Annotated in this window: 21 protein-coding genes and 1 pseudogene; 18 read left to right on the top strand and 4 right to left on the bottom strand. The window is 37.9% G+C overall.

Going from position 1 to position 24,878, the window contains the following annotated elements:
* Positions 1-39 precede the first annotated feature (39 nt).
* The 5 genes from AB1I62_RS15380 (at position 40) to AB1I62_RS15400 (ending at position 4,119) form a co-directional block, all read left to right on the top strand.
* Positions 40-855, top strand: coding sequence for a carbohydrate deacetylase (locus tag AB1I62_RS15380; protein ID WP_002385244.1), 816 nt, complete (start codon positions 40-42; stop codon positions 853-855).
* 86 nt (positions 856-941) lie between these two features.
* Positions 942-2,036 carry an acyltransferase gene (locus AB1I62_RS15385; protein ID WP_104859651.1) on the top strand — a complete coding sequence of 365 codons (1,095 nt, stop codon included), beginning with the start codon at positions 942-944 and terminating at the stop codon, positions 2,034-2,036.
* A 146-nt stretch (positions 2,037-2,182) separates the two neighbouring features.
* Positions 2,183-2,620 (top strand): PTS sugar transporter subunit IIA, encoded by a 438-nt coding sequence (locus AB1I62_RS15390; RefSeq protein WP_002361048.1) that lies wholly within the window; start codon positions 2,183-2,185, stop codon positions 2,618-2,620.
* A gap of 26 nt (positions 2,621-2,646) precedes the next feature.
* Entirely contained in the window at positions 2,647-3,123 is a 477-nt protein-coding gene (gene agaV, locus AB1I62_RS15395) for a PTS N-acetylgalactosamine transporter subunit IIB (protein WP_002355007.1), read from the top strand.
* Between the two features lie 45 nt (positions 3,124-3,168).
* Positions 3,169-4,119 carry a PTS system mannose/fructose/sorbose family transporter subunit IID gene (locus AB1I62_RS15400; RefSeq protein WP_367019407.1) on the top strand — a complete coding sequence of 317 codons (951 nt, stop codon included), beginning with the start codon at positions 3,169-3,171 and terminating at the stop codon, positions 4,117-4,119.
* 66 nt (positions 4,120-4,185) lie between these two features.
* Here the strand turns inward: AB1I62_RS15400 and AB1I62_RS15405 are convergent, their stop codons facing one another.
* Complete coding sequence (locus AB1I62_RS15405; protein ID WP_002355011.1) at positions 4,186-5,841, bottom strand: peptide ABC transporter substrate-binding protein; 1,656 nt, start codon at positions 5,839-5,841, stop codon at positions 4,186-4,188.
* Positions 5,842-6,159: 318 nt separating this feature from the next.
* Positions 6,160-6,501 (bottom strand): PepSY domain-containing protein, encoded by a 342-nt coding sequence (locus tag AB1I62_RS15410; RefSeq protein ID WP_002355012.1) that lies wholly within the window; start codon positions 6,499-6,501, stop codon positions 6,160-6,162.
* 306 nt (positions 6,502-6,807) lie between these two features.
* Here AB1I62_RS15410 and pepA point away from each other — a divergent pair, with 306 nt between their 5' ends.
* The 4 genes from pepA to ytpR all read left to right on the top strand — a co-directional run bounded on the left by pepA (position 6,808) and on the right by ytpR (position 9,645).
* Positions 6,808-7,884 (top strand): glutamyl aminopeptidase, encoded by a 1,077-nt coding sequence (gene pepA / locus AB1I62_RS15415; protein WP_002355013.1) that lies wholly within the window; start codon positions 6,808-6,810, stop codon positions 7,882-7,884.
* A gap of 11 nt (positions 7,885-7,895) precedes the next feature.
* On the top strand, positions 7,896-8,210 hold the full coding sequence (locus AB1I62_RS15420) for a thioredoxin family protein (RefSeq protein WP_002355015.1): 315 nt from the start codon (positions 7,896-7,898) through the stop codon (positions 8,208-8,210).
* A 147-nt stretch (positions 8,211-8,357) separates the two neighbouring features.
* The gene (locus AB1I62_RS15425) at positions 8,358-8,813 is read left to right on the top strand and encodes a universal stress protein (protein WP_002385249.1); all 456 of its coding nucleotides are present in this window, start codon (positions 8,358-8,360) and stop codon (positions 8,811-8,813) included.
* A 211-nt stretch (positions 8,814-9,024) separates the two neighbouring features.
* Positions 9,025-9,645, top strand: a complete 621-nt coding sequence (ytpR, locus tag AB1I62_RS15430; RefSeq protein ID WP_002361057.1) for a YtpR family tRNA-binding protein — start codon at positions 9,025-9,027, stop codon at positions 9,643-9,645.
* Between the two features lie 46 nt (positions 9,646-9,691).
* Here ytpR and AB1I62_RS15435 read toward each other — a convergent pair whose 3' ends face one another.
* The gene (locus tag AB1I62_RS15435; RefSeq protein WP_002368406.1) at positions 9,692-10,990 is read right to left on the bottom strand and encodes a trypsin-like peptidase domain-containing protein; all 1,299 of its coding nucleotides are present in this window, start codon (positions 10,988-10,990) and stop codon (positions 9,692-9,694) included.
* A 400-nt stretch (positions 10,991-11,390) separates the two neighbouring features.
* Here AB1I62_RS15435 and rlmH point away from each other — a divergent pair, with 400 nt between their 5' ends.
* Together rlmH and AB1I62_RS15445 are read left to right on the top strand one after the other, a co-directional pair.
* Positions 11,391-11,870, top strand: coding sequence for a 23S rRNA (pseudouridine(1915)-N(3))-methyltransferase RlmH (gene rlmH, locus AB1I62_RS15440; protein WP_002355021.1), 480 nt, complete (start codon positions 11,391-11,393; stop codon positions 11,868-11,870).
* A 582-nt stretch (positions 11,871-12,452) separates the two neighbouring features.
* Positions 12,453-16,358, top strand: a complete 3,906-nt coding sequence (locus AB1I62_RS15445) for a polysaccharide lyase family 8 super-sandwich domain-containing protein (protein WP_010777977.1) — start codon at positions 12,453-12,455, stop codon at positions 16,356-16,358.
* A 70-nt stretch (positions 16,359-16,428) separates the two neighbouring features.
* On the opposite strand, the gene AB1I62_RS15450 is transcribed toward AB1I62_RS15445, so the two are convergent.
* Positions 16,429-17,832 carry a dicarboxylate/amino acid:cation symporter gene (locus AB1I62_RS15450; protein WP_025190632.1) on the bottom strand — a complete coding sequence of 468 codons (1,404 nt, stop codon included), beginning with the start codon at positions 17,830-17,832 and terminating at the stop codon, positions 16,429-16,431.
* Between the two features lie 332 nt (positions 17,833-18,164).
* On the opposite strand from AB1I62_RS15450, the gene gst reads away from it, so the two are divergent.
* The 7 genes and pseudogenes from gst (at position 18,165) to sstT (ending at position 24,799) form a co-directional block, all read left to right on the top strand.
* A complete protein-coding gene (gene gst, locus AB1I62_RS15455; RefSeq protein WP_002409189.1) occupies positions 18,165-18,674 on the top strand; it encodes a DinB family glutathione transferase in 510 nt (169 codons plus the stop codon).
* 139 nt (positions 18,675-18,813) lie between these two features.
* Positions 18,814-19,278, top strand: a complete 465-nt coding sequence (locus AB1I62_RS15460; protein ID WP_002383292.1) for a sigma-70 family RNA polymerase sigma factor — start codon at positions 18,814-18,816, stop codon at positions 19,276-19,278.
* A gap of 2 nt (positions 19,279-19,280) precedes the next feature.
* Positions 19,281-20,207, top strand: coding sequence for an anti-sigma factor (locus AB1I62_RS15465; RefSeq protein WP_002378932.1), 927 nt, complete (start codon positions 19,281-19,283; stop codon positions 20,205-20,207).
* A gap of 151 nt (positions 20,208-20,358) precedes the next feature.
* A pseudogene (locus AB1I62_RS15470) lies at positions 20,359-22,070 on the top strand (DNA-binding protein).
* A 111-nt stretch (positions 22,071-22,181) separates the two neighbouring features.
* Positions 22,182-22,922 (top strand): tRNA pseudouridine(38-40) synthase TruA, encoded by a 741-nt coding sequence (truA, locus tag AB1I62_RS15475; protein ID WP_002355033.1) that lies wholly within the window; start codon positions 22,182-22,184, stop codon positions 22,920-22,922.
* A gap of 102 nt (positions 22,923-23,024) precedes the next feature.
* Positions 23,025-23,408 carry a potassium channel family protein gene (locus AB1I62_RS15480; protein WP_002355036.1) on the top strand — a complete coding sequence of 128 codons (384 nt, stop codon included), beginning with the start codon at positions 23,025-23,027 and terminating at the stop codon, positions 23,406-23,408.
* 128 nt (positions 23,409-23,536) lie between these two features.
* The gene (gene sstT / locus AB1I62_RS15485; protein ID WP_002355037.1) at positions 23,537-24,799 is read left to right on the top strand and encodes a serine/threonine transporter SstT; all 1,263 of its coding nucleotides are present in this window, start codon (positions 23,537-23,539) and stop codon (positions 24,797-24,799) included.
* Positions 24,800-24,878: the final 79 nt, after the last annotated feature.

Here is a 24,878-nt window from a genome sequence, read left to right on the forward strand (position 1 = left end):
CACTTAGCTACAATCAATTAGAGAAACAACTAAAAATTCATGAAACAGAAGAGAGAGTGGGGAAAAATGAGCAATAAAAAATTAATTATCAACGCTGATGATTTTGGTTACACGCCAGCGGTAACGCAAGGAATCATTGAAGCACACAAACGTGGCGTGGTTACTTCAACAACTGCATTACCAACTTCTCCTTATTTTTTAGAGGCCATGGAGAGTGCTCGAATCAGTGCACCGACTTTAGCTATCGGTGTCCATTTAACATTGACATTGAACCAAGCAAAACCTATTTTACCTCGAGAAATGGTTCCTTCCTTAGTAGATGAAGCTGGTTATTTTTGGCATCAATCGATTTTTGAAGAAAAAGTCAATTTAGAAGAGGTTTATAACGAATGGGATGCTCAAATTATTTCATTTATGAAAAGTGGCAGACGCCCTGATCATATTGATTCTCATCATAACGTTCATGGAAAAAATGAAAAGTTATTAGGTGTGGCTTTGGCACTTGCTCGCAAATATCAATTACCTTTACGTAACGCCTCAAGAAGTATTGAAACAAAAGACTATTTAGAGTTATATCAGGATGTTCGCACGCCAGATGAAATGTTGTACCAATTTTATGACAAAGCGATTTCAACTGAAACCATCTTGCAATTGCTTGATATGGTTGTTTGTAGTGAAGGAGAGGTCTTTGAAATCAATTGTCATCCTGCGTTTATCGATACTATTTTACAAAATCAATCAGGGTATTGTATGCCTCGAATTCGTGAAGTGGAAATATTAACGTCCCAAGAAGTCAAAGAAGCGATTGAAGAACGCGGCATCTTGTTAGCCAATTATGAATCGCTAGCAATGTAAATCAAAGAAGCGTGAATAGCGTGTGAGTAAGTTCTTAATCCGAGCGCTTACTTACACGCTAAATTATTGAAAGAAAGAGGACGTACATGAGTAAAGAACAACCAATAAATCTGAATATCAGTGATTTTTTAAAAGTTTTCGCTGTAGCATCAGTTATTTTACAAACGGTTTTATCATATGTGTTGACACATTCTCCGCAAACGGAAGCAATGAATTCAATCGGTAGTTTTTACCGAATGTCTAAATATTCGGCACCCATGTTTATTTTTGCAATTATTTACAACATGGTGTTAAAGAGTCAAGCTGAATCGTATCTTGAATTTTTAAAGGAAAAATTTTATGAATTGGTGCTTCCTTATGTGGTCTGGTCCAGTCTCTATCTATATGCTTTTCCTAGTTTACAACAACGAATGCCCTATGAAACGCCCCTAGGATTTCTAGGAAAAGTTCTCAGTGGTGATGGCGCGGCACATCTATGGTATGCCGTAATGATGTTGCAATTCCAATTATTTATGCCGTATTTTATTTGGTTGGCAACAAGAATTACAAAAAACAAAAAAGTGATTTTACCAATTGTCTTTTTTATAATCGGTGCGCATATCCTTTGGTGCTTCTGGTACCAGAAAATGATTTTTCCATATGCAGAAACTTCTCTTTGGTACTTAATAGATCGTTCAGGGCTTAGTTATCTCATTTATGGTATTTTCGGGGTCATCGCAGCGAAGTATCAGGGGGAAATTTTTACTTTCTTGAAAAAGACGAGAGTGGCACTATTTCTGTTGTTTCTTTTTATTTTTTGGCAGGCAGTCCAAGGGAATTTATTTGATGGAACACAGATGACTCCGAACGATCTACCTTATTTGGATCCTCTTCAAAGTGCCTATAGTTTATTGATTATCGGGTTGGTTTTTTATTTGGGAACGCAAGGAATAGCCAAAAAGATTCGTCTTTTACCAATGGTTAAATGGATAGCCACTTATGCGTATCGCAGTTATCTAGCGAATGTTTTTATTTTTCAAGTGGTCTTGAAACTGGTCCACCCGTTTTTAACCAATCAACCAGTCAGCTTGGTTATTCTTGTGTTGTATATGGGTACATTTGTTGGCTCGTTTGGACTCACGGTTGTAATCGAGTATTTTTTCAAAAGCATCTTTAAGTTGGGACGCCTTGTATCTATATAGGGACATGTTCTTAAATAGAAATCATTGTCCAAAATCATGGGAAAGCATACTCAATTGTCACAAGAATTGTTACACTCTTTGAGGAATAAGTTCTGCTTATCCAATTAAATAGTAAGCTCAGTAAATAGTTAGGGGAGAAAGAATAAATGATAGGTCTTATTTTAACGGGACATGGGGTATTTTCAACTGGAATGCATCAATCAGTTAGTATGATTGCAGGAGAGCAAGCAAATGTTCAGGCAGTCCCTTTTTTCAATGATACAGGGCTTGATGTATTAGAGTCAAACATTCGTAAAGCCGTTGACTCTATGCTGGAGACGTGTCCAGCAGTGGTCATTTTAACTGATCTTTTAGGTGGCACACCGTTTAGAATTTCAATGACTGTCGCAAGTAATTATCCAAATGTCGAAGTGCTAGCAGGAACAAATTTACCGATGGTTCTTGAAGGGCTTGCATTACGCACAATCAGCACGAACGTAGAAGATTTTGTTTCAATGGTCACAGATTCAGCCAGAGACGGGATTGTTCATAAAAAACTAGAACAACCACAAGCAAATACTCAAGAAGAAGCAGACGGAATTTAACCAATTAGAAAAGAGGAGGAAGCACTATGCCGAATATTTTATTAACAAGAATTGATAATCGCTTGATTCATGGTCAAGTCGCAACACAATGGAACGGTTCTTTAGGCGCCAACTTAATTTTAGTCGCAAATGATGCAATTTCTGAGGATACAATGCGCCAACAATTGTTAAACATGGCGGCCCCTGCAGAAGTACAAACCCGTTTTTTCTCCATTAAGAAAACGATTGAGGTCATTCATAAAGCCTCAGAAAGACAAAAGATTTTTCTGTTAGTTGATAATCCTGTTGATGCATTGCGCTTGGTAGAGGGTGGTGTGCCAATTGAAAAATTAAACATTGGTAATATGCATATGGAAGAAGGAAAAAAACAAGTAGCTACCGCTGTTGCCGTTAATAAAACAGATGTAGACGCCTTTAAAAAGCTACAAGAATTAGGTGTTAAACTTTCGATTCAACGTGTACCGTCAACGCCAGAAGAAAGTTTAGATGCATTATTTTCATAAAAAAGTAATGTTGGACAATAATTTTGAAGAGAAGAAGTGGGAAGAATGATTATTCAAAGTAAAAACGTATGGATTAACGAACAATTTCAACCAGCTCAAGTTGAAGTGTCAGAACAACGAATTGTTGCAATTCTACCGTACAATGAAAAAGCTGTCGATAAAGAATACGGAGCAAATCGCATTCTTCCAGGATTTATTGATATTCATGATCATGGTTGGCATGGTGGGGATGCCAATCATGCCAATCATGAATTTATCAAAGAGTGGCAAGCTTACCTTCCAGAAGAGGGGATTACAGCTTTTTTACCAACAACGTCAACAACATTTCCAAAAGACTTGGAACATTCATTTGAAGTGATTGGTTCATTTATTGAGGAAGACCAAGGAACCAACGGGGCACAAATCATAGGGATTCATGCGGAAGGACCAATGATTTCTGAAGAATTTCGTGGCTCTCATAATCCAGAGTTATTAGTAAAACCATCCGTTGAGACATTGTTGATGGGCCCGTTAGGCGGAATTGGGGATGCGTTATTTTATTTAACCGTTTTGCCGATTGCAGCAGCGATTGGTTCACAACTATCATTAGAAGGCAATATCTTAGGACCAATTGTTTTCTTGTTGTTATTTAATATTCCGTATATGGCTGCCAAAATTGGGTTAATTAATCTAGGTTATAAAATGGGCGTCAAAGCAATTTCGGTCTTAAGCGAAAGTACCAAAAAATTATCTCGTTCAGCAACAATTGTAGGAATTTCCGTGGTGGGCGCGTTGATTCCGAAGAGTGTACAATTAACGACAACTTTTGTTTTTCGCTTGAAAGACACTAAGTTAGACCTTCAAACACAATTGTTTGATACAATCATGCCCAATTTATTACCTTTAGTGTTTACGCTGTTTTGTTTTATTATGTTGAAAAAAGGACGCACGCCGATTGCTTTAATTATTTTTACTGTGATTTTTGGGTTGTTAGGTTCTTTAATCGGGATTATATAAAAAAGATTTGGAACAATAGCCAAAATCGCTATTGTTCCAAATCTTTTTCTAAATTTAATCGAGTGATTATTCTTTATACGCCCACTTGAAGTCGTATTTAGCACCTGTTGGATGATAAATAATTTCTTTCACGTTTGGTGCACGTAAGTGTGATTCTGCTTTTTGGTAAATTGGCACAACACCCATATCAGCAATTACTGTTTTTTCAGCGTTGATTAGATCTTCCCAGCGTTTTTCAGGATCGTTAACATCTGTGGTTTTGGACGCAGCAATGAATTTATCGTATTCAGGATTGCTGTAACGTCCACGGTTATTAGAAGTTGAGCTTTCTAATAAATCTAAGAAGTTAATTGGGTCTGAATAGTCGGCACTCCAACCACGAACAGCGATTTGGAAATCCCCTTTTAAGGTACGATCTAAACGAACGGCCATTGGGACAGGCGTCACAGTTACTTTTAAGCCTTCCAAAGTATCAGATAGTGATCCTTGAAGATATTCGCCCATTTTTTTAGCGCCTTCAGAGTCGTCTACCATTAAATCAACCGTTAAGTTGGAAACACCAAGTTCTTGTTTCGCTTTGTTCCAGTATTCCACAGCTTTTTTCTTGTCGTATTTGACTAATTTGTCGCTACCAGCTTCTTTAACAAAGTCTTCACCCGTTTTTGGTGATTTCGCGACATCCACAGGAACGAAGCCTTGTGAAGGAAGAGAGCCATTGGCTAAAATGTTTTTAGCTAATGAATCGCGATCGATGGCATAAGACATAGCACGACGTAAGTTTGCGTTGGTCAATGGTGATTTTTCATCTGCTTGATTCATTTCTAAATAGAAAGAAGAAGCGGCTTTTAATTGGACCAAGTCAGGCGAGTTTTGCATTTGTTGGGCCAGTTCGCCAGATAAATACGTATCATCCACTTCACCAGTTTCATAAAGATTTAAGGCAGTTGGGGCTTCTTTCACCACGTTGATAGCGACTTTATCTAACTTGACAGTCTCTTTGTCCCAATATTCTTCATTTTTAGTTAGAGACCATTTAGTATCTGTTCCGGGACCATCAAACTCAGTTAGCGTAAACGGACCATTGTAGACTGCTTTATCGCTACTCTTTGTATAATCTTTACCAAAACGTTCAACGATATCTTGACGTTGCGGCAAGAAAGAAGGGAAAGCCAATAAATCGTCAAAATATGGTGTTGCTGTTTCTAGAGTGATTTCTAATTCATGATCATTGATTGCTTTAATGCCCAATTCTTCTTTAGGTAGTTCCCCTTTAGAAATTTTTTCAGCATTTTTTACTGGTTCAAACATGTAGGCATATTCTGAAGCAGTGGCAGGATCCACTGTTCGCTGCCAACCGTAAACGTAATCTGCAGCAGTAACTGGTTTGCCATCAGACCATTTTGATTCTTCACGTAATTTAACTTTGTAAACTAAACCGTCTTCTGAAACAGTCGCTTTTTCGGCTGCACCAGCAGGCGCGGGTTTGTTGTCTTTATCTAAACGATAGATTCCTTCGTAGACATTATTTAAAGTGGTAAAACTCACTTCATCTGTCGCAAGGGACGGATCGGCACTAGGCATTTCTTGGGATTCAACCATTGTGTATACTTGGTTGTCGCTGCCGCCGTTGCTAGCTCCTTTATCGTCACTGCCACCGCCGCAGGCCGCTAAAGCTAAGCTTGATAATACAAGTAATGAAGTAAATAAAACAGATTTCTTCATTTGACACGCTCCTTTTCATTTTTAGCAATACTCTCAGTATAATGTAAAAATGAAAAGGAGAAATTAAAAAATCGTTAGAAATGATTATTCTTTTATCAATTTTTAAAAAATGTCTAATCTTTTTTATGAAAAAAGTGGACAAACGTTGATAAGTAGAGATTTAAGGTGATTTCCATGCAGAAAACATTCGATTTTTGAGTATTTATTCATCATTGATTTGATTTTTTTGACATAAAATAAACATCCCTTTTACAAAAAACAAATGAGAAGAAAAAAAGATTGTTACAAAAGCAAATAAGTGCTTTTGTAACAATCTTTTTAATCTTTTAATCGTTGAATGTCAATGACAGTTCCTGTGTAGGCATCTGCAGTGAATTCGTATTGAACAATGCCGTCGTCTTCAATGCGGCAAATTCCTCCAGTATATGTTTTGGAGTGGATGGCGAATTTCCGCAAGGGCTTTTTCTCAAACTCAATCCACGAACCTTCAATCGGTCCTTCTTTTAAAAAAGCAGCTTTTACATTTTCTAAGACGAGATCAGCGGAGATTGTTTTTTTCTTATGGTAGAACAAGGTTGAGGCAATGCCGCCTACTAAACCAAGACCAACGCCTAGCGCTAAGCCGCCTTTAAAGTATGTCAACTCATTTTCTTCGTTCATTTGTATGACCTCCCTTGGTCGGTTTCTGCTTACTATTACTTTTGTCAGTATCACTCTTATTTTACCATAGAGAAGGGGCCGCTGAGAAATAAAAAAAGTTTTTCAATCATTCTTTTAGGGCATTCTCATTGTCACGTTTAAAAAGAGAAAGCGATGTGCATTTTCTAGTATTTGCGTTATAATAAGAGTGAAATCATATGAAAGGAGTACCTATTTTTATCGACAGGATAAAGTGACTTTTTAGAGAAAAAGTGACGCTTGGTTGGCGTAATTTCCAACAAATCAAAAGCAATAGGACATACATCTATGGAAGAAAAAACATTTCAACGAATCAAGGAATTAACTGAATTACAAGGAACCAGCGGATTTGAAGACGACATTCGCGCGTACATGAAAGAACATATCACCCCATTAGTGGACGATGTCCAATATGATGGTTTAGGTGGTATTTTTGGGATTAAACGTTCAAAAGTGGAAGCAGCGCCACGCGTAATGGTAGCAGCCCACATGGACGAAGTTGGCTTCATGTTAACTCAAATTAACGATAATGGTTTATTCCAAGTAGTTCCTTTAGGTGGCTGGAATCCCTATGTTGTTTCAGCACAACGTTTTACGTTAAAAACAAGTAAAGGGAACTATCCATGTATTTCTTCATCTATTCCGCCACACTTGTTGCGTGGTACGAGTGGTCAAAAACAATTAGAAGTCTCTGATGTGTTATTTGATGCAGGATTCTCTTCAAAAGAAGAAGCTGAAAGCTTTGGCGTTCGTCCAGGGGATTCCATTGTTCCACAAACAGAAACGATTAAAACAGCTAATGGCAAAAATATTATCAGTAAATCATGGGATAACCGCTATGGTTGTACGTTGGTATTAGATGCATTGGAAACGTTACAAAATGAAGAATTAGGCCACACATTAATTGCTGGGGCAAACGTACAAGAAGAAGTTGGTTTACGTGGTTCTAAACCATCTGTTCATAAATTTAATCCAGATATTTTCTTTGCGGTGGATTGTTCAGCGGCAGATGATATTCATACGAAAAAAGGGACGTATGGTCATTTAGGTGAAGGAACGTTATTACGGATTTTCGACCCAGGTTTGATCACATTGCCTCGCTTACGTGAATATTTATTAGATACAGCTGCGACACACAATATTCCGTATCAATATTTTGTTTCTAAAGGCGGAACGGATGCTGGGGCAGCGCACACAACTAATAATGGTGTACCAAGTACAGTCATCGGCGTTTGTGGTCGTTACATCCATACGCATCAAACAATGTTTAGTATTGCGGATTATGAAGCAGCGCGGGAAATGTTGTTACAAGCATTACGTGGCTTGGATAAATCAACAGTTAATACAATTGTTTACGGAAAGTAGAGGATGTTTAAATGATTTATCCCAATTCATTAGAAGAACTAGCAACTTATGTTGAAAAAGGTAAAAATGTTTTCTTCTTTACTGCTGATTGGTGCGGAGACTGTCGTTTCATTAAACCAGTCATGCCTGAAATTGAAGAAGCATTTCCAGCGTTTCAATTTATCGAAGTCGACCGTGATCAGTTTATTGACGTGGCTGCCGAGTGGAATATTTTTGGTATTCCGAGTTTTGTCGTAATTGAAAACGGTCAAGAGTTAGGACGCTTAGTAAACAAAGACCGAAAAACAAAAGAAGAAATCAGTGCATTTTTAACTAGCTTAGGCTAATTTTCATGAACCAGAGGAACCATTAAATTAAGAGAGAATCAGCTGGACAAAAGGGCGTTCTGCGCAAGGGTCCTAAATTCATTTTTGACTCTAGTTTCTTAGTCAAAGAAGCCTTTTAGATCAGCCTCCATCGGGAAGGTGACGAAAATGGAAGAACAAATGTATAAAAATATTCTTGTCGGCGTAGACGGTAGTGATCAAGCCAATTTAGCTTATGAACGTGCAATTGAGGTTGCTCGTCGAAACGGAAGCCGAGTCATTGTTGCAAATATTTTAGAAAATCAAGTGTATACAATGATGGGGTATTCGACGTTAAATGATCAATTAATTGATCAAGAAACAGCCGCTGCGGAAGAATTAATGGCCGATTGTAAAAAGTATGCTGAAAGCGTTGATTTTCATAATGTTGAAACAGTTACCATGTTTGGTTCACCCAAAGAAGTCATGAGTCATGAATTACCTGAAAAATACAATGTTGATTTAATTATGGTGGGACAATCAGGATTAAACGCAGTCGAACGTGTGGTCATGGGAAGCGTCAGTAGCTACATTATTCGTCAAGCTCCTTGCGATGTCTTAATTGTTCACTCTGAAGAAAAATAAGCAAAAAAAGTTATTGATTGAATAGAGAGTTGACCTAACGTTTCTTTTGTTTTTTCAAAGGATCAGCGGCTTGTCACTCAAAATTGAGGACTTGGAGAATAAGTCATAGCGACATATTTTCCAAGTCTTTTAGTTTTTCGACAAAAAAGTATGCACAATGGGGTTAATTTTTGATAAGATAAGACAGGAAAACGACAGAGGAGGAACAGAAATGATTTTTGCATATAACAAAGAACACGTTGGCGATGTCTTACTTGTCATCGTTGCGGACGATCAAGGTGCGGAAAACCAAGTAAAACGTGTCGGCGATGTGGCACGTGTAAGTTTAGTTGAGGCGCCAGAAACAGTGGTAGCTTGGAATATTTTCAATGCTTCAGCGCTTCTAGGTGACATTAATGGCACCGGCCAAGTGACTTTAACAGACGAACAAATTGAAAAAGTCAATACAGCGATTAAAGATGCGGGATTTTCAGAAACCCTTGAAAAAGACGACACCCCTAAAATTGTGGTCGGCTTTGTCAAATCATGTAAAAAACACCCAGATTCAGATCATTTATCTATCACACAAACAGAAGTAGACAACGGCGAAATCTTACAAATTGTTTGTGGCGCACCGAACATCAAAGCAGGACAAAAAGTAGTTGTGGCCAAACCAGGCGCAATGATGCCTGATGGTTTAATGATTTGGCCAGGGGTTTTACGTGGTGAAGAAAGTTTTGGAATGATTTGTTCAGCAAAAGAATTACGTTTACCAAATGCACCTGCTAAAAAAGGAATCTTAGAATTGCCTTTTGATGCAGAAGTTGGTTCTGCATTTGCGGTAGGAGAATAAAAGAAAGAAACGACCTGTTGTTCAGACAACAGGTCGTTTTTTTCTTTTATTGATTGCTGCGATTATTTTGTTGTGTTAAAGCTGATTTATCAATGGTTAAATCGATGGTTGCTTTCATTTCTTTAGAACCACGATAATAAGTCACTTCCATTTTGTCGCCAACTTTTTTCTTGTAAAGCGCGCTTTGTAAATCTGTAGTAGAGCTTACGTCTTGGCCGTCAACTTTCGTGATAACATCGTATTTTTCCAATCCAGCCTTTTCAGCAGGGGTCGCTGCTTCAACACCACGAACCACTACGCCAGTTTTTACAGAAGCTGGAATTTTTAAAATTTGTTCTTGTTGTTGTGAAGAGATACCTGTTAAATCAGACATCGTAATCCCGAGAGCTGGCCGTGTCACTTTACCATCTTTTTCTAATTGGTTGATAATGTTGACTACGTCATTACTTGGAATGGCAAAGCCCATCCCTTCAACGCTCACTTGACTAGTTGATTGCACAATTTTTACTGAGTTAATGCCAATGACTTGCCCTTCAATATTGATTAGTGGACCACCGGAGTTTCCTGGATTGATGGCAGCATCGGTTTGAATGGCATTAATATTGATGGTTTCACCGGATTCGTTTTTATTGGTAATATTTCTATTCACAGAAGAGATGATTCCTTGTGTGACAGAGTTAGCATAATCAGAACCTAGCGGGGAACCAATCGCAATAGCAGGCTCACCGACTGTGATTTTACTAGAATTCCCAAATTCAGCGACTTGATCAACTTTGTCGGAAGAAATTTTAATCACGGCTAAATCCGTGTAAGCATCGGTTCCGACTAATTCGCCTTTCACTTTGGTACCATCAGACAAAACAACTTCCAATCCTTGCGCTTTATCTACGACGTGGTTATTTGTCACGACATAAGCCGTTTTACCATCTTTCTTATAAATAACCCCACTACCTTCACTGGCTGCTTCTAAATCGTTACCATTGTTGCCGGAAGAGTCTTGAGTACCTTCATTCCCACCGAACAATCCCCCAAAAGGATCATCTGCCGAAGAATTGTTGCTAGCACTTTGCATATTAATGACAGAAACCACAGAATTTTGAACTTTTTTCACGGCTTTTGTGACATCGCTAGAAACATTGTAACTCACATTGCTGACTTTTGTGTCGCCGTGGTTAGTGGACGTCGTCGTCGCCGCATTATTTCCGCCGTTGGGTGTGGGAATAATCCCAGAATAAGCGCCTCCTAGAATAAGGGCGCCACCAAGTAAGCCGCCAGCTAAACCAATCCCAAATTTTTGCAATAAACTTTTTTTATCTGAATTAGGTGTAACATCTTTTCGTTGCATAAAATAACCTCCCAATAAGTGCATCTGAATTTTCTATATTAAGTATATCTGTTTCCTACTCCTTTAGTCTATCGAATAGCTTTGAATTTTTTATGAACAACTTAGGGAAAAATTACAGAAAAAATACGAATGAAAAAGTTATACACAGAAAAATGTGAACAAATCGGGAATAACTCTGTGTACAGTTTTCAGAAAAGTTATCCACAGAATGTGGATAATGTGGACAAATCAGTAGCGAATATGTGTTTGTATTGAAAAAGCTGTTAAATAAAGTAATTTTTTAGTTTGTTCTGTGGATAACTCTGTGTATATGTGTATAAGTATGTGGAAACGTTGTGGAAAGTAGCCAAACTTCGTGCTAAAATAAGAACGAAGAGAAAACGAGAAAGTAGTGGAATAGGTGAAAATTAAACTAGTAACAGTCGGAAAACTGAAAGAAAAATACCTGATTCAAGGCATTAATGAATATCTGAAACGTTTAAATAGCTATGCCAAGATGGAAATCATTGAAGTACCAGATGAAAAAGCCCCAGAAAAACTCAGTGACGCTGAAATGCTTCAGGTCAAAGAAAAAGAAGGCCAACGTATTTTGGGGAAAATTAATGACAACGAATACGTCTTTGTTTTAGCCATTAATGGCAAACAATTATCTAGTGAAGAATTTTCAAAAGAAATTGAACAATTAGGGATTAGTGGCAAAAGTAATCTAACCTTTGTCATTGGTGGCTCCTTAGGTCTCAGTGATTCAGTCCTTCAGCGAAGTAACCAACAAATTTCTTTTGGCCGCTTAACTTATCCACATCAGTTAATGCGTTTGGTATTAGTGGAACAAATTTATCGCGGTTTTCGGATTATGAAAGGGGAACCGTATCATAAATAAGAAGTAGGCTGGTTGCTCAGTAATTTCTATGAATCAAGTCATTGCTTGAAAAATATATGAAGTAAAATATCTTTAGTCTGTTTGTCTGATAGAAAATAAAAAAATTCAATCAAACTGGTTTGAGAGCAACGTTACCGTTCAAACAATAAATAAAAATGAGAGGAATGGCAAAAAACAATGCTCATTCCTCTCGTTTTTTCAAAAAAATTGTCCAATTGTTGTGCCTCAGAAACAGGTTCAGCACCCATAATTATTATTTTAAAATGAGAAAAAATTAAGGGATTATCATAAAAATCAATATTTTTAACGAGAAAAGTTGAATAAGCTCTTCAATGAAGAAAACGCTATTGACAGTAATTAAAAATTACCTTAAAGTGAAAGCGTAAACATGTATAATATTTCATGTGACTAGGGAAAACTAGGCATGAAAAGTCTGTCTGAAGTAATTACTTTAGGTTGTCTTTTCATGCCTAATTTTTATATAGAATACTTAGTAGAGGAGGAAGTTGATTAAATTATCAGAAAAAAGTGTTTGGAAAAGTCGGATTGGTTGCTTAAAAATAGAAAGATATGGGGAAAAATATGATTAAAAAAATAATAGTCGTTGTTGCTTTCATGCTTACAGGCTTCTCGCTAACTGCGATGAGTGCATCTGCAGAAGAAATAACTGATTTATTTTTACAAAAAGAAGTGACATATTCTGGTGTAGAAGGAGGAAAAATTGGAGAGAATTGGAAATACCCTCAATTTGTTGGCGAAAAAGCTGTTGATGGCGATGAAACAACACGCTGGTCCGCTGATAAGCAAGATGAACAATGGTTAATTGTTGATTTGGGTGAAGTAAAAAACATTGGCGAACTCGTTTTACAGTTGCATGCAGAAAGTCCTGTGTATGAAATCTTAGTTTCAACAGATGGTGAAAGCTATCAATCTATCTTTAAAGAAGAGAATGGGGAAGGTGGCCAACCTACTAAAAAATATATTGATGGCAATAATGTACAAGCACGTTTTGTAAAATATCAGCAGATGAAAATGTGGCAACACACAAATAAGCAATTTTACAGTTCAAGTATTATTTCGTTTGAAGCATATGAAAAAAAACGACTGCCAGAAGCGATTAAACTTTTAACAGAGAACCTGACTATTAGTGAAAAAAGAAAGCAACAGCTAGCCTTTGAAGTGTCACCAGCTGGAGTAGATATCACAGAGGATCAGATTGAGTGGTCGAGTAGTGATCCTACCATTGTGACGGTTGACCAAACGGGTAATTTAACAGCAGTTAAGAGTGGTGAAGCGAAGGTAACAGTCAAAATTAAAGGAACAGAAATTAGTGATACAATTCCTGTGACTGTTGTAGCAGAAAATAAACAATATGCGGAAATGCGAGCAAAATGGAAAATGCGATTGTTAGGTACAACGCAGTATGATAACGATGCAGATGTGCAACAGTATCGTGCCCAGATTGCTACGGAGAGTTTAGCATTATGGCAAACGCTTAATCAAGCAGCAGATCGTGGGTATCTGTGGGAACGAAAACCATCGGATACAGTGTCTGCTGATTACACGACTCAATTTACCAATATTAAAAAACTAGCGTTAGGCTACTATGAACCATCAAGTGAGCTTTTTGAAAAACCGGAAGTTTATGATGCGATTGTTAAAGGCATTGAATTTATGATTGATACAAAAAAATACAATGGAACGTATTACACAGGTAACTGGTGGGATTGGCAAATTGGTTCCGCGCAGCCGCTAACAGATACATTGATTTTATTACATGATGACCTATTGAATACAGATGCAGAAAAATTAAATAAATTTACTGCTCCGCTGATGCTATATGCAAAAGATCCAAACATACAATGGCCAATTTATCGTGCAACAGGGGCTAACTTAACAGATATTTCAATCACCGTTTTAGGTACTGGACTTTTGTTAGAAGATAATCAACGCCTAGTACAAGTACAAGAAGCTGTTCCGTCCGTTTTAAAAAGTGTTTCCTCTGGTGATGGCTTATATCCTGATGGTTCCTTGATTCAACATGGTTATTTTCCGTACAACGGCAGTTACGGGAATGAGTTGCTAAAGGGGTTTGGACGAATTCAGACTATTTTACAAGGTTCCGACTGGGAGATGAATGACCCTAACATTAGTAATTTATTTAATGTTGTTGATAAAGGTTACTTACAATTGATGGTGAATGGAAAAATGCCATCGATGGTTTCTGGTAGAAGTATTTCCAGAGCGCCAGAAACGAATCCTTTTACTACAGAGTTTGAATCGGGTAAAGAAACAATAGCTAATTTAACCTTAATTGCAAAATTTGCCCCAGAAAATTTAAGAAATGACATTTATACATCTATCCAAACGTGGCTTCAACAAAGTGGGTCATACTATCATTTCTTTAAAAAACCAAGAGATTTTGAAGCGTTAATTGACTTGAAAAATGTGGTGAATAGTGCGTCACCTGCCCAAGCGACACCAATGCAATCTTTAAATGTATATGGTTCGATGGATCGAGTCCTACAGAAAAATAACGAATATGCGGTGGGTATTAGTATGTATTCACAACGTGTCGGAAACTATGAATTTGGGAATACGGAAAATAAAAAAGGCTGGCATACAGCAGACGGCATGCTTTATTTATACAATCAAGACTTTGCTCAGTTTGATGAAGGATACTGGGCAACGATCGATCCATATCGATTACCAGGAACGACAGTTGACACAAGAGAATTGGCAAATGGTGCTTATACAGGGAAACGCAGTCCCCAGTCATGGGTAGGTGGCTCAAATAATGGACAGGTTGCCTCTATAGGAATGTTTTTAGATAAAAGTAATGAAGGAATGAACTTAGTTGCTAAAAAATCTTGGTTCTTATTAGATGGTCAAATCATTAATTTGGGAAGTGGCATTACTGGTACGACAGATGCTTCGATTGAAACAATCCTCGATAATCGGATGATTCATCCACAGGAAGTGAAGCTTGACCAAGGTTCAGACAAAGATAATTCTTGGATTAGTTTAAGCGCAGCGAATCCATTGAATAACATTGGCTATGTTTTTCCTAATTCAATGAATACGCTTGATGTTCAAATAGAAGAACGCTCTGGTCGCTACGGAGATATTAACGAATACTTTGTTAATGATAAAACCTATACAAATACATTTGCTAAAATTAGTAAAAATTATGGCAAGACTGTTGAAAATGGTACTTACGAATATTTAACAGTGGTTGGGAAAACGAATGAAGAAATCGCAGCTCTTTCTAAAAACAAAGGCTATACTGTTCTAGAAAATACAGCAAGCTTACAAGCCATTGAAGCAGGTAATTATGTCATGATGAATACATGGAATAATGACCAAGAAATTGCAGGACTGTATGCGTATGATCCAATGTCGATTATTTCAGAAAAAATTGATAACGGTGTTTATCGCTTAACTCTTGCGAATCCTTTACAAAATAATGCATCCGTTTCTATTGAATTTGATAAGGGCATTCTTGAAGTAGTCGCAGCGGACCCAGAAATTTCTGTTGACCAAAATATTATCACTTTAAATAGTGCGGGGTTAAATGGCAGCTCGCGTTCAATCACAGTTAAAACAACTCCTGAAGTAACGAAAGAAGCGTTAGAAAAATTAATTCAGGAACAAAAAGAACACCAAGAAAAAGACTACACCGCAAGTAGCTGGAAAGCCTACAGCGAAGCATTGAAACAAGCACAAACTGTGGTAGATCAAGCAACAGCAACGCAAGCAGAAGTAGACCAAGCAGAAGCAAAACTACGCTCGGCAGTGAAGCAATTGGTAAAAGTGCCAACTAAAGAAGTAGATAAAACCAACTTGTTGAAAATCATCAAAGAAAACGAGAAACACCAAGAAAAAGACTACACCGCAAGCAGCTGGAAAGTCTACAGCGAAGCATTGAAACAAGCACAAACTGTGGCAGATCAAACAACAGCAACGCAAGCAGAAGTAGACCAAGCAGAAGCAAAACTACGCTCGGCAGTGAAGCAATTGGTAAAAGTACCAACCAAAGAAGTAGATAAAACCAACTTGTTGAAAATCATCAAAGAAAAAGAGAAACACCAAGAAAAAGACTACACCGCAAGTAGCTGGAAAGTCTACAGTGAAGCATTGAAACAAGCACAAACTGTGGCAGATCAAACAACAGCAACGCAAGCAGAAGTAGACCAAGCAGAAGCAAAACTACGTTCGGCAGTGAAGCGATTAACATTGAAAAATAGTGGGGAAAATAAAAAGGAACAAAAAAATGGGGGGAATAATGGACACTTAAATACTAGTGCGGGAGTTGATCAAACTGGTACGAAACAAGTTAAGCCATCAAGCCAAGGTGGTTTCAGAAAAGCTAGCCAATTTTTACCGAGCACAGGAGAAAAGAAATCAATCGCGCTTGTGATTATTGGCCTTCTAGTTATCGCCAGTGGGTGTCTTTTAGTTTTTCGTAAAAGTAAATCGAAGAAGTAAAAAATTACGGATTCACTAAAAACATAATAAAAAAGCAGACTTCCATACAAGAAGTCTGCTTTTTCATTAATTACTCCGCTTCCGCATTTTGCAAGTCAGCGACATCAGTCAGATAAGTGGCCTCATCCAACAAATCTTCCGAATGTGCAACATAAATCGCAGTGGCGCTATCACCAACCACGTTTAGGCTAGTAACGAGCATTTCGATTGGACGATTAATGGCTAAAATCAATGAATACGTCGCAATCGCAATCTCATTGTTATAGTTTAAACCAGTTAAAATAGTGAAAAGGATAATTCCGCCAGCGCCAGGTGCCGCCGGTGTACCAATAGATGACATTAAAGCTAAAATGGCAATCAAGGCAATATTAGCTGGTGTCACTTCATAACCAGCTACGCCCGCCACAAAAATAGCCGCAATTACTTGCATAATCGCTGTGCCGTTCATATTAATAGTCATTCCTAACGGCAAGACAAAGGCGGCAACATCGCTGTCGACACCTAACTCTTCAACCGTTGTTTTTGTATTTAACGGTAAAGTGGCTGCCGAAGAAGAAGTAGAAAATCCAAAGACCACAACTTTCATAATCTTTTTAATAAAAGGAACAGGATTTAATTTTGTCGCAAATAAGATAAATAATGGGTAACCGATCATCAAAAAGGCTAAGAGCGTCGCTGTCGTTGTTATGACGTAGACTAACGCTGGTTTTAAATAATCAATCCCGTAGGAAGCAAACGTCCGAACTAACAACATAAAGACGGCGATAGGAGCAAATTTAGTAATTACAAAGGTTAAAAATAACGTGACCATCGCATTGACTTCTTCAATTAATTTTTTGAAAACACGAATTTTATCCCCTAATGCATTAATACATAAACCAGTAATCACTGCCAACACAACAACGGCTAAAATTGCACCATTGTCGCTAAATGCAGAACCGATATTTTTCGTGACAGCATTGACAATCACCATTAATGGGTTGCCGCTCGTACTTACTTCGACAGGAGCTAGCGTTTCAGATAACGACACATTAAAAGCGCCAGTTAAATATACGCTATAGCCCACAATTCCTGCTGTTAGTAGAGCAATCAGTGACATCGATAAAAAGCCAAAAATCGTTTTATAGGAAATTCGTCCTAATTTTTGCGTATCGGTAATATGACAAATGGCTAAAGTAATTGAAGTAAAGACCATCGGCACAATCACTAATTGTAGGCCGTTGATAAATAGTTGACCAATAATATAGAAAAGCCCAATCGCAGATTGTCCTTTTTCAGGATCTGAAATATCTTGGAAAAGAATCTGATTGATTGTCTGCCACACAGCGCCTTGATTGCTGCGAATAAGGTACTCTCTTAAAAATAAAAAGCCGAGCCCAACGATTAACCCTCCCACCAATGAAATCACCATTTTTTTGGTAAATGAGATACCTTTCACTTCACGTTTTTTCTTTTCCACTTTGTTGCCTCCCAAATAAATTGATTAAGCACCGCGCAAAAAAAGCCTTGCACACAAAAAAAGGGCAAGACATCTCGTATCATTCACTATACAAAAATACAGAATTTTACAGAACTTTGCCTTGTTAGCCTCTCGGACTATCTTAAAGGTACTTTTCCACATACTAAGGGAAACTACGAGAATTGTCAATTCTTTTTTACTTAGGGGGGTGTTATTTTTGAAGAAAGAAAGTGATCTTTACCCTTTCCGCAGATACCGCAGCCAAAAAAGAACTACAACGGATTCTTTTGCAGTATAATAGAAAATAGAAACGAAAGAACAGGCACCAACACAAAGGAGGTATTTTTATGAAAGTCACTCAACTTTCTAGTGAAACCCTTGACCGAGCGCACGAACGTTTTGAAGAAACACTTGCGCAAATGACCGTTGCCGAAGCAAACACGATGCCCGCACCATTAATTAAGTCTGTTACTTGGCTAATGTGGCACACAGCCAGAGAATTAGACCTACAAATTTCCGCACTTAATCATAGTGAGCCGTTATGGCTTAGCCAACACTGGACAGAAAAATTTGCCTTGGATTTGCCAGATGAAACAGAAGACTGGCATCACACACCAGAAGAAGCGGCGAAAGTCGTGGTGGCAGAAAAGCAATTGCTTAGTGACTATTTGGCTGCCAGTGTGGCACTTACCAAAAGCTATTTAGACCAAGTCAAAGAAGAACAATTGTCAGACGTGATTGATAAAAATTGGACCCCGCCGGTGACTAGACAAGTGCGTTTAGTTTCAGCGATTGATGATGCAGTGATGCATTCTGGGCAAGCCGTTTATACACGAAGATTAGTCATTGGAAAATGATAAATAAGAAAAAACAAAAAATGCTTCTGCCTAAGCAGGAGTATTTTTTATTGAGAGAAAAAATACATAAAAATAATGAACGAAGGACTGTCCACTTTTTCCCTAGTTGAAACGTTGTATAAGTGAAAGGAGAAATCAGATGAAAAAGGAGGCAAATTTTGACGAAGTACTATTTTCTTTGGGGCAAGAAGTCATCCAAGTCTTGATTCGCCGAGGAGCAAGTCTTGAAGATGCACAAGATGCAGTGTCGCAAACATATACAACGATTTTTTCAATATTACCTGAAATTACATCAGAAAATCTACGCCCGTGGTTTTTCCGAGTAACATTTAATTACTACATTACGATGTATCGAAAAAAGAAACGAGAACGCACTTTTGTGGCAAACAGTCATCCTGTGCAATCAATAGAAAAAATGGAGGGGCAAGAGTTATTATTATTGATCGATTCCTTAAAAGATGAGGAACAAGAACTATTGCTTTTGAAATATTATTATCAATTATCGTATGCCGAGATTGCGTTGATTTTAGAATTATCTGTTGAAAATGTTCGCAAAAAATTGTATCGCACACGTCAAAAATTAAAAAAAGAACTGGAGGAATAGAAGTGGATTTAAAAAAAAGTATTCGTAAAGCGAAAAGAAAACAATTTATCGTGATTGGTGCCATAACCGTTGTTAGTTTTGCTGTATTGTTTGTCGGTTTTTTTGTGGGAATGGATAAACTTTCGACGAAAAACTATCATACCCTACTAGAAGTAATTAATGATCAAGAAATGATTGCTTCACCAAACACTCAATTAGATTCCCAAGTAATTGCTAATAGTTCGCCTTTTGGGGGCGAAGTTGTAACTAATCGTTCAAAAAATATTGATGGTTACACGGTGGAGTGGAGTAATTTACGTAGCAGATATAGCTTTTTCAGAAATTCGATTGACTGGAATGAAGTCTATCCTGGTAGCTATTATTCTTCTAAGAATTTTTATGAATACAACCGACAAACCAAGCAGAAAGTAGCATCTTTTTATAACCCAGCGATTACCAATTACTATGGTGGTATCAAAAACGAATTAAGTGAATTAGATAAGATGGAAAACCAAGTAGCGGAAGTGGCGATTTCTTTTGATAAACCTTATCCATATGAAGAAGTCCGCAAAATGTTACCGAGCAATATCAACTTAGTTTGGCTCTATGTTTACTCCGAAACGGTTAATGAAGCAGAAGGTCCTTCTGGTACGCTGCCTTATGGTTTTCAATTAAGCATGGACGATCACAACGAAATATTTGATCCTGAAAACGACAAGCAACACTTTTTTGAAACCTTAGAAAAATCCCCGTTGTTTGCTGACAACCAAGAAGGCCAAAAGTTTATCCAACAAAATAAAAATAAAAAAGTCGAAAAATTACCTATTTGGGGAGTCATGCTTACCGGACAAACTAAAAATTTCAAAGCCTTACAAAATGAACCTTTTGTTCGTGGGGCTTCAATTGGCGTGACCGCACCTATCGTTCCTTATATTCAGCCAGAGAAATAAACGTTCTTCAGAACTCTAAGCCTTCCGACTGATTTTGCTTCAACGATATTGTCAGTAAAAATAGAAAACGTTATAATAGAATGGATCACAGGAAGTGCTTCTACAATGCGTGGGAGCACTTTTTTTACTTATCTATGAGGAGGGCAAGTGAATGTTTTTTAATTTTATTGGGTTAACGTTATTTTTTGGTATCGGGATCTTAGTTGCGAATGGCGCCAAAATTGTAGCGAATAAAGGGAAAAAGAGTAAGGGGACCATTCTATCGTGTTATGGATTAATCTGATTGGCGCAGTGATTGCTAGTGGGGTGTTATTAAGTACACGCTTAGCTAGTAAAGTCGAAGTTCCTGGTATCCCAAAGGGCCGCAAAGAAGTAGGGAAGAATACCAACAAAACGGCTAACAAAGACTGGTCTGGCAAAATTTTGGGTGTTGCCGTTTTGGCAATGATTTTGTTGACTATTGTCAGTAGTATTACCAGAATCTCTTCTATTGATGAAATTTATCAAACGATTCCTTTAAAAACGGAAGAAAAAGCTGAAGTTTTAACTTCGGCGAAAGAAACACCCATTGCGATTGCACCACAAACGGCGAAACGAAAAATGTTACAGAAATTTTCTGTCATTCCCAATTCCAATATGTTTACTTTGGATGGTATAACGGCACAAGTTGTCAATGGCGAGTATGTTTATGTAGCAACAGTCGAATTTAATGGCTTCTTTAAATGGCTAAAACTGGGGGAGGTACCTGGCTATTTTATCATTAGTGCGACAGATATCAACGCACAGCCAGAATTTGTAGAAAAACCAATTGTTTATACTCCTTCAGCTTACTTTGGCAAAGATGCCGCACGAAAAATTTATTCCGCTTATCCAGGTTATGCAGCAACTGGCACAATCAATTTAGAGTTGGACGACCAAGGAAATCCTTACTATATTCAAACGCTTTACAAAGAGTATGGGGTTTCTGGTCGCATGCACTATAATGAATTTAAAACGGCAGTATTAAATGCTACAACAGGAGAAGTTAACGTTTATGACAGTCAAAAAGCCCCAAGTTTCGTTGATGCGCCGATTACTAGCTCAGCGGCGAATAGCTTAAATGAATTCTTTGGTCGTTACAGTCAAGGCTGGTGGAACCAGACAATGTTTGGTGCCAAAAAAGATGTCAAAATTCCAACTGAAAATGGTATTTATGCATCAGGACAAATTACGCCGATGATGAACAAGGAAGGGAACCAGTTGCTTTATTTTACGGACTTTACAAGTAGTGAAAAAGACCAAGATTCCGCTTTAGGTTACTCCTTAATCAATGCCCGAACAGGTCAAGTTACGTATTATCGTGATACTAAAGTCGGCATTATGGATAGTGATGGCGCCATTTCTATCGCTTCAAAAATTTATCCAGAAAAGAAATGGAAAGCTAGTATGCCAGTCCTTTATAACATTGATGGCGTGCCAACGTGGATTGTTTCGTTAATGGACAGTAAAGGGATTTTCAAAAAATATGTCTATATAAATGCTGTAGATAATGATATTGTAATTGATGCAGACACGGCACAAGGCGCACTAGACGCTTATCGAATTGAGTTAGTAACCAAAGGAAGTAACAATGAAAATACAGACAAAGCCAACTTGAAAACGATGCAAGGTAAAGTAGCTCGTGTCTCAGTAGTAGCTGGGGAAGCGCAAACGGTAGTTTCATTTTTACTAGAAGATGAAAAAACCATTTTTAGCGTAACGACTAATAACAGTCCGCTGGCGCTATTCTTAAAAGAGGGCGACCAAGTGACATTTAAAGCCGTAGTGACTGAAAATGCTAAAGCAGCGAATGTTGAAGAATTGAAAATTGCAGGATTAAACTAAATAAAACACCTCTTTTCTATAGAAAAGAGGTGTTTTATTCTTGGAAAAGAAGAAAAATCCACTTATTTCTGCTATGATAAGAGAGAAAAAGAATACGAAGGAGCTTCGCCCATGCGCAACATAAAATTAACCATTGAATATGATGGTAAAAGATACTCAGGTTGGCAACGACTAGGCAATTCAGAGAAAACGATTCAAGGGAAAATTGAAAGTATTTTAACACAAATGACGGGTGAACCGATTGAAATTATTGGCTCAGGCAGAACGGATGCCGGCACACATGCACGTGGTCAAGTAGCGAATTTTAAAACGACTAGTTCACTAACAACAACCGAAATGTTATCCTTTTTAAATCGATATTTACCTGGCGATATTGTTGTTAAAGAAGTTACAGAAATGCCTGAACGTTTTCATGCACGGTATAACGCCACAGGCAAACAATACAGCTACTATGTTTGGAATAGCCCAATTCCTAATGCCTTTGAACGGTATCATAGTTTTCACTTTCCCAAAGCGTTGGATCAAGAAAAAATGGAACAAGCTTGCCAAAAATTAATAGGGACCCATGATTTTATTGGTTTTTCAGCATTGAAAAAAACCAAAAAATCGACTACTCGAACGATTGAAAAGATTACGATTGAAAGAAACGGCGAAATGTTACAGTTCACTTTTGTGGGCAATGGGTTCTTGCATAAAATGGTCCGCATCCTCGTTGGGACACTTTTAGAAATTGGTGCAGGCACCAAAGAATTAGCGATAATTGATGAATTGTTCGCAACAAAAGTCCGAGAAGGCGCAGGTGAAACGGCTCCTGCACAAGGGTTGTTTTTAGATGAAGTGTATTATAAATAACAAAAAAATAAATTTTCTTTAACCACACCAATTAAAAAGTTGAACTTCATCTAAAAAGTGCTAACGTTAAGAAGAGATTAACAATAGAAAGAGGTCATTTTTTTGCTATCTTTACTTATTTCTGTCAAAAAATTATTTTCATCTTTTTTAGGTATCTTAAAAAAAGAAGACACTCGTGCCTTGTTCTTTTTACTGGCAACCACGTTGTTGAGTGGGACCATTTTTTATTCAACAGTGGAAAAATTGTCGCCATTAGATTCGTTATATTTAAGTTTCATGACGTTAACCACGATTGGTTATGGAGATGTGCATCCAGTTACTGACTTGGGAAAAATTTTCACCATGGTTTATGCTACAGTAGGCTTGGGGATTATGGCTATGTTTATTTCGGTCGTAGCAAAATCCTACTTGTATTCTAAACAAAGTCATCACCACCATCACCATAAAAACAAAGAACATTCAGCGGAAAAGTCTTCAGAAAAATAGACGAAATTGATGAGTTGAGCAAGTGTTTCTCGAAAAATGAAAGTTTTTTGAGAAACACTCTTTTTTTATCTTAATAATTATGGTAGTATGTCCCAAACTGTATTTTATTTTAAAGGAGCGTGAAGTGAATGGTCAAAGCGATTCGGAAATTATCGTTAATTCAAAAAATCATGATAGGGATTGTGATTGGAACCACCTTGGGTTTCTTGGTGCCAGAATGGACCTTCATCAGCGTTCTTGGTGAATTGTTTGTGGGCGCCTTAAAAGCAATTGCGCCGATTTTAGTTTTTGTCTTAATTATTGCGTCGCTAGCCCAACAAAAGGCTGGGGCGAAAACATATGTTGGATCAATTTTAGTTGTGTATCTTTTAGCGACATTTTTGGCAGCTGTTGTTGCCGTGACGGCAAGCTATCTGTTTCCCGTTAAGATTGTCTTGGAGGCGGCGCAGGAAGCGCAAGCAGCCCCAACGCAACTTAGTGATGTTTTAAGCAATGTGTTAACAAGCGTTGTCCAAAATCCGATTCAAGCGATGATTGAAGGCAATTATTTATCTGTTTTATTTTGGTCCTCATTAATCGGTATTGGGCTACGTCAAAGTTCGGTCGCTACCAAGGATGTGATTGCCAATCTTTCAACAGGGATTACCACGGTCGTTCAAATGATTATCGGCATTGCGCCAATTGGAATTCTAGGTTTGGTGTTTCATTCGGTGGCAACCACAGGCATTGCAGGGTTAGCTAAGTATGGCCAGTTATTATTATTGTTAATTGGTACGATGGCCGTGGTTGCTTTAGTCGTTTATCCAGCGATTGTTTTTTGGAATATTCGGCAAAATCCGTATCCGTTAGTCTTTTTTGTATTAAAGGAAAGTGCGATTCCCGCATTCTTTACACGCAGTTCTGCGGCCAATATTCCCATTAATATGGAATTGGCGAAAGCAATGGATTTAAATGAAGAATCTTATGCGGTCTCTATTCCGCTAGGCGCAACGATTAATATGGGCGGCGCAGCCATTACGATTACCATTATGACATTGGCGGCAGTCCACACATTAGGCATGTCCGTACCAATCTATTTAGCATTATTGTTGAGCATCATCGCCGCTGTTTCTGCTTGTGGGGCTTCAGGAATTGCTGGCGGCTCCTTGTTGTTAATTCCGCTTGCATGTAGTTTGTTTGGCATTTCCAATGATATTGCCATGCAAGTCGTCGGCGTTGGCTTTATCGTCGGCGTAGTCCAAGATTCCATTGAAACAGCGTTGAACTCTTCTAGTGACTTGTTGTTTACCACCTCAGTTGAGTTAGCAGACCGACGTAAAAATGGTGAAATTATTGATGTCAAAGCATTAATTGGCAAAAGTCAATTGGTGGTCGAACAAGAAAATATTTAAAAGAAAGGAACAACCCGCTAAAATGCTGGTTGTTCTTTTCTTTAATAATCTCGGCCCCATTTTTTTCAGGGGCCACTGA

The sequence above is a fragment of the Enterococcus sp. AN402 genome, from assembly GCF_040719405.1.
Lineage (GTDB): Bacteria > Bacillota > Bacilli > Lactobacillales > Enterococcaceae > Enterococcus > Enterococcus faecalis.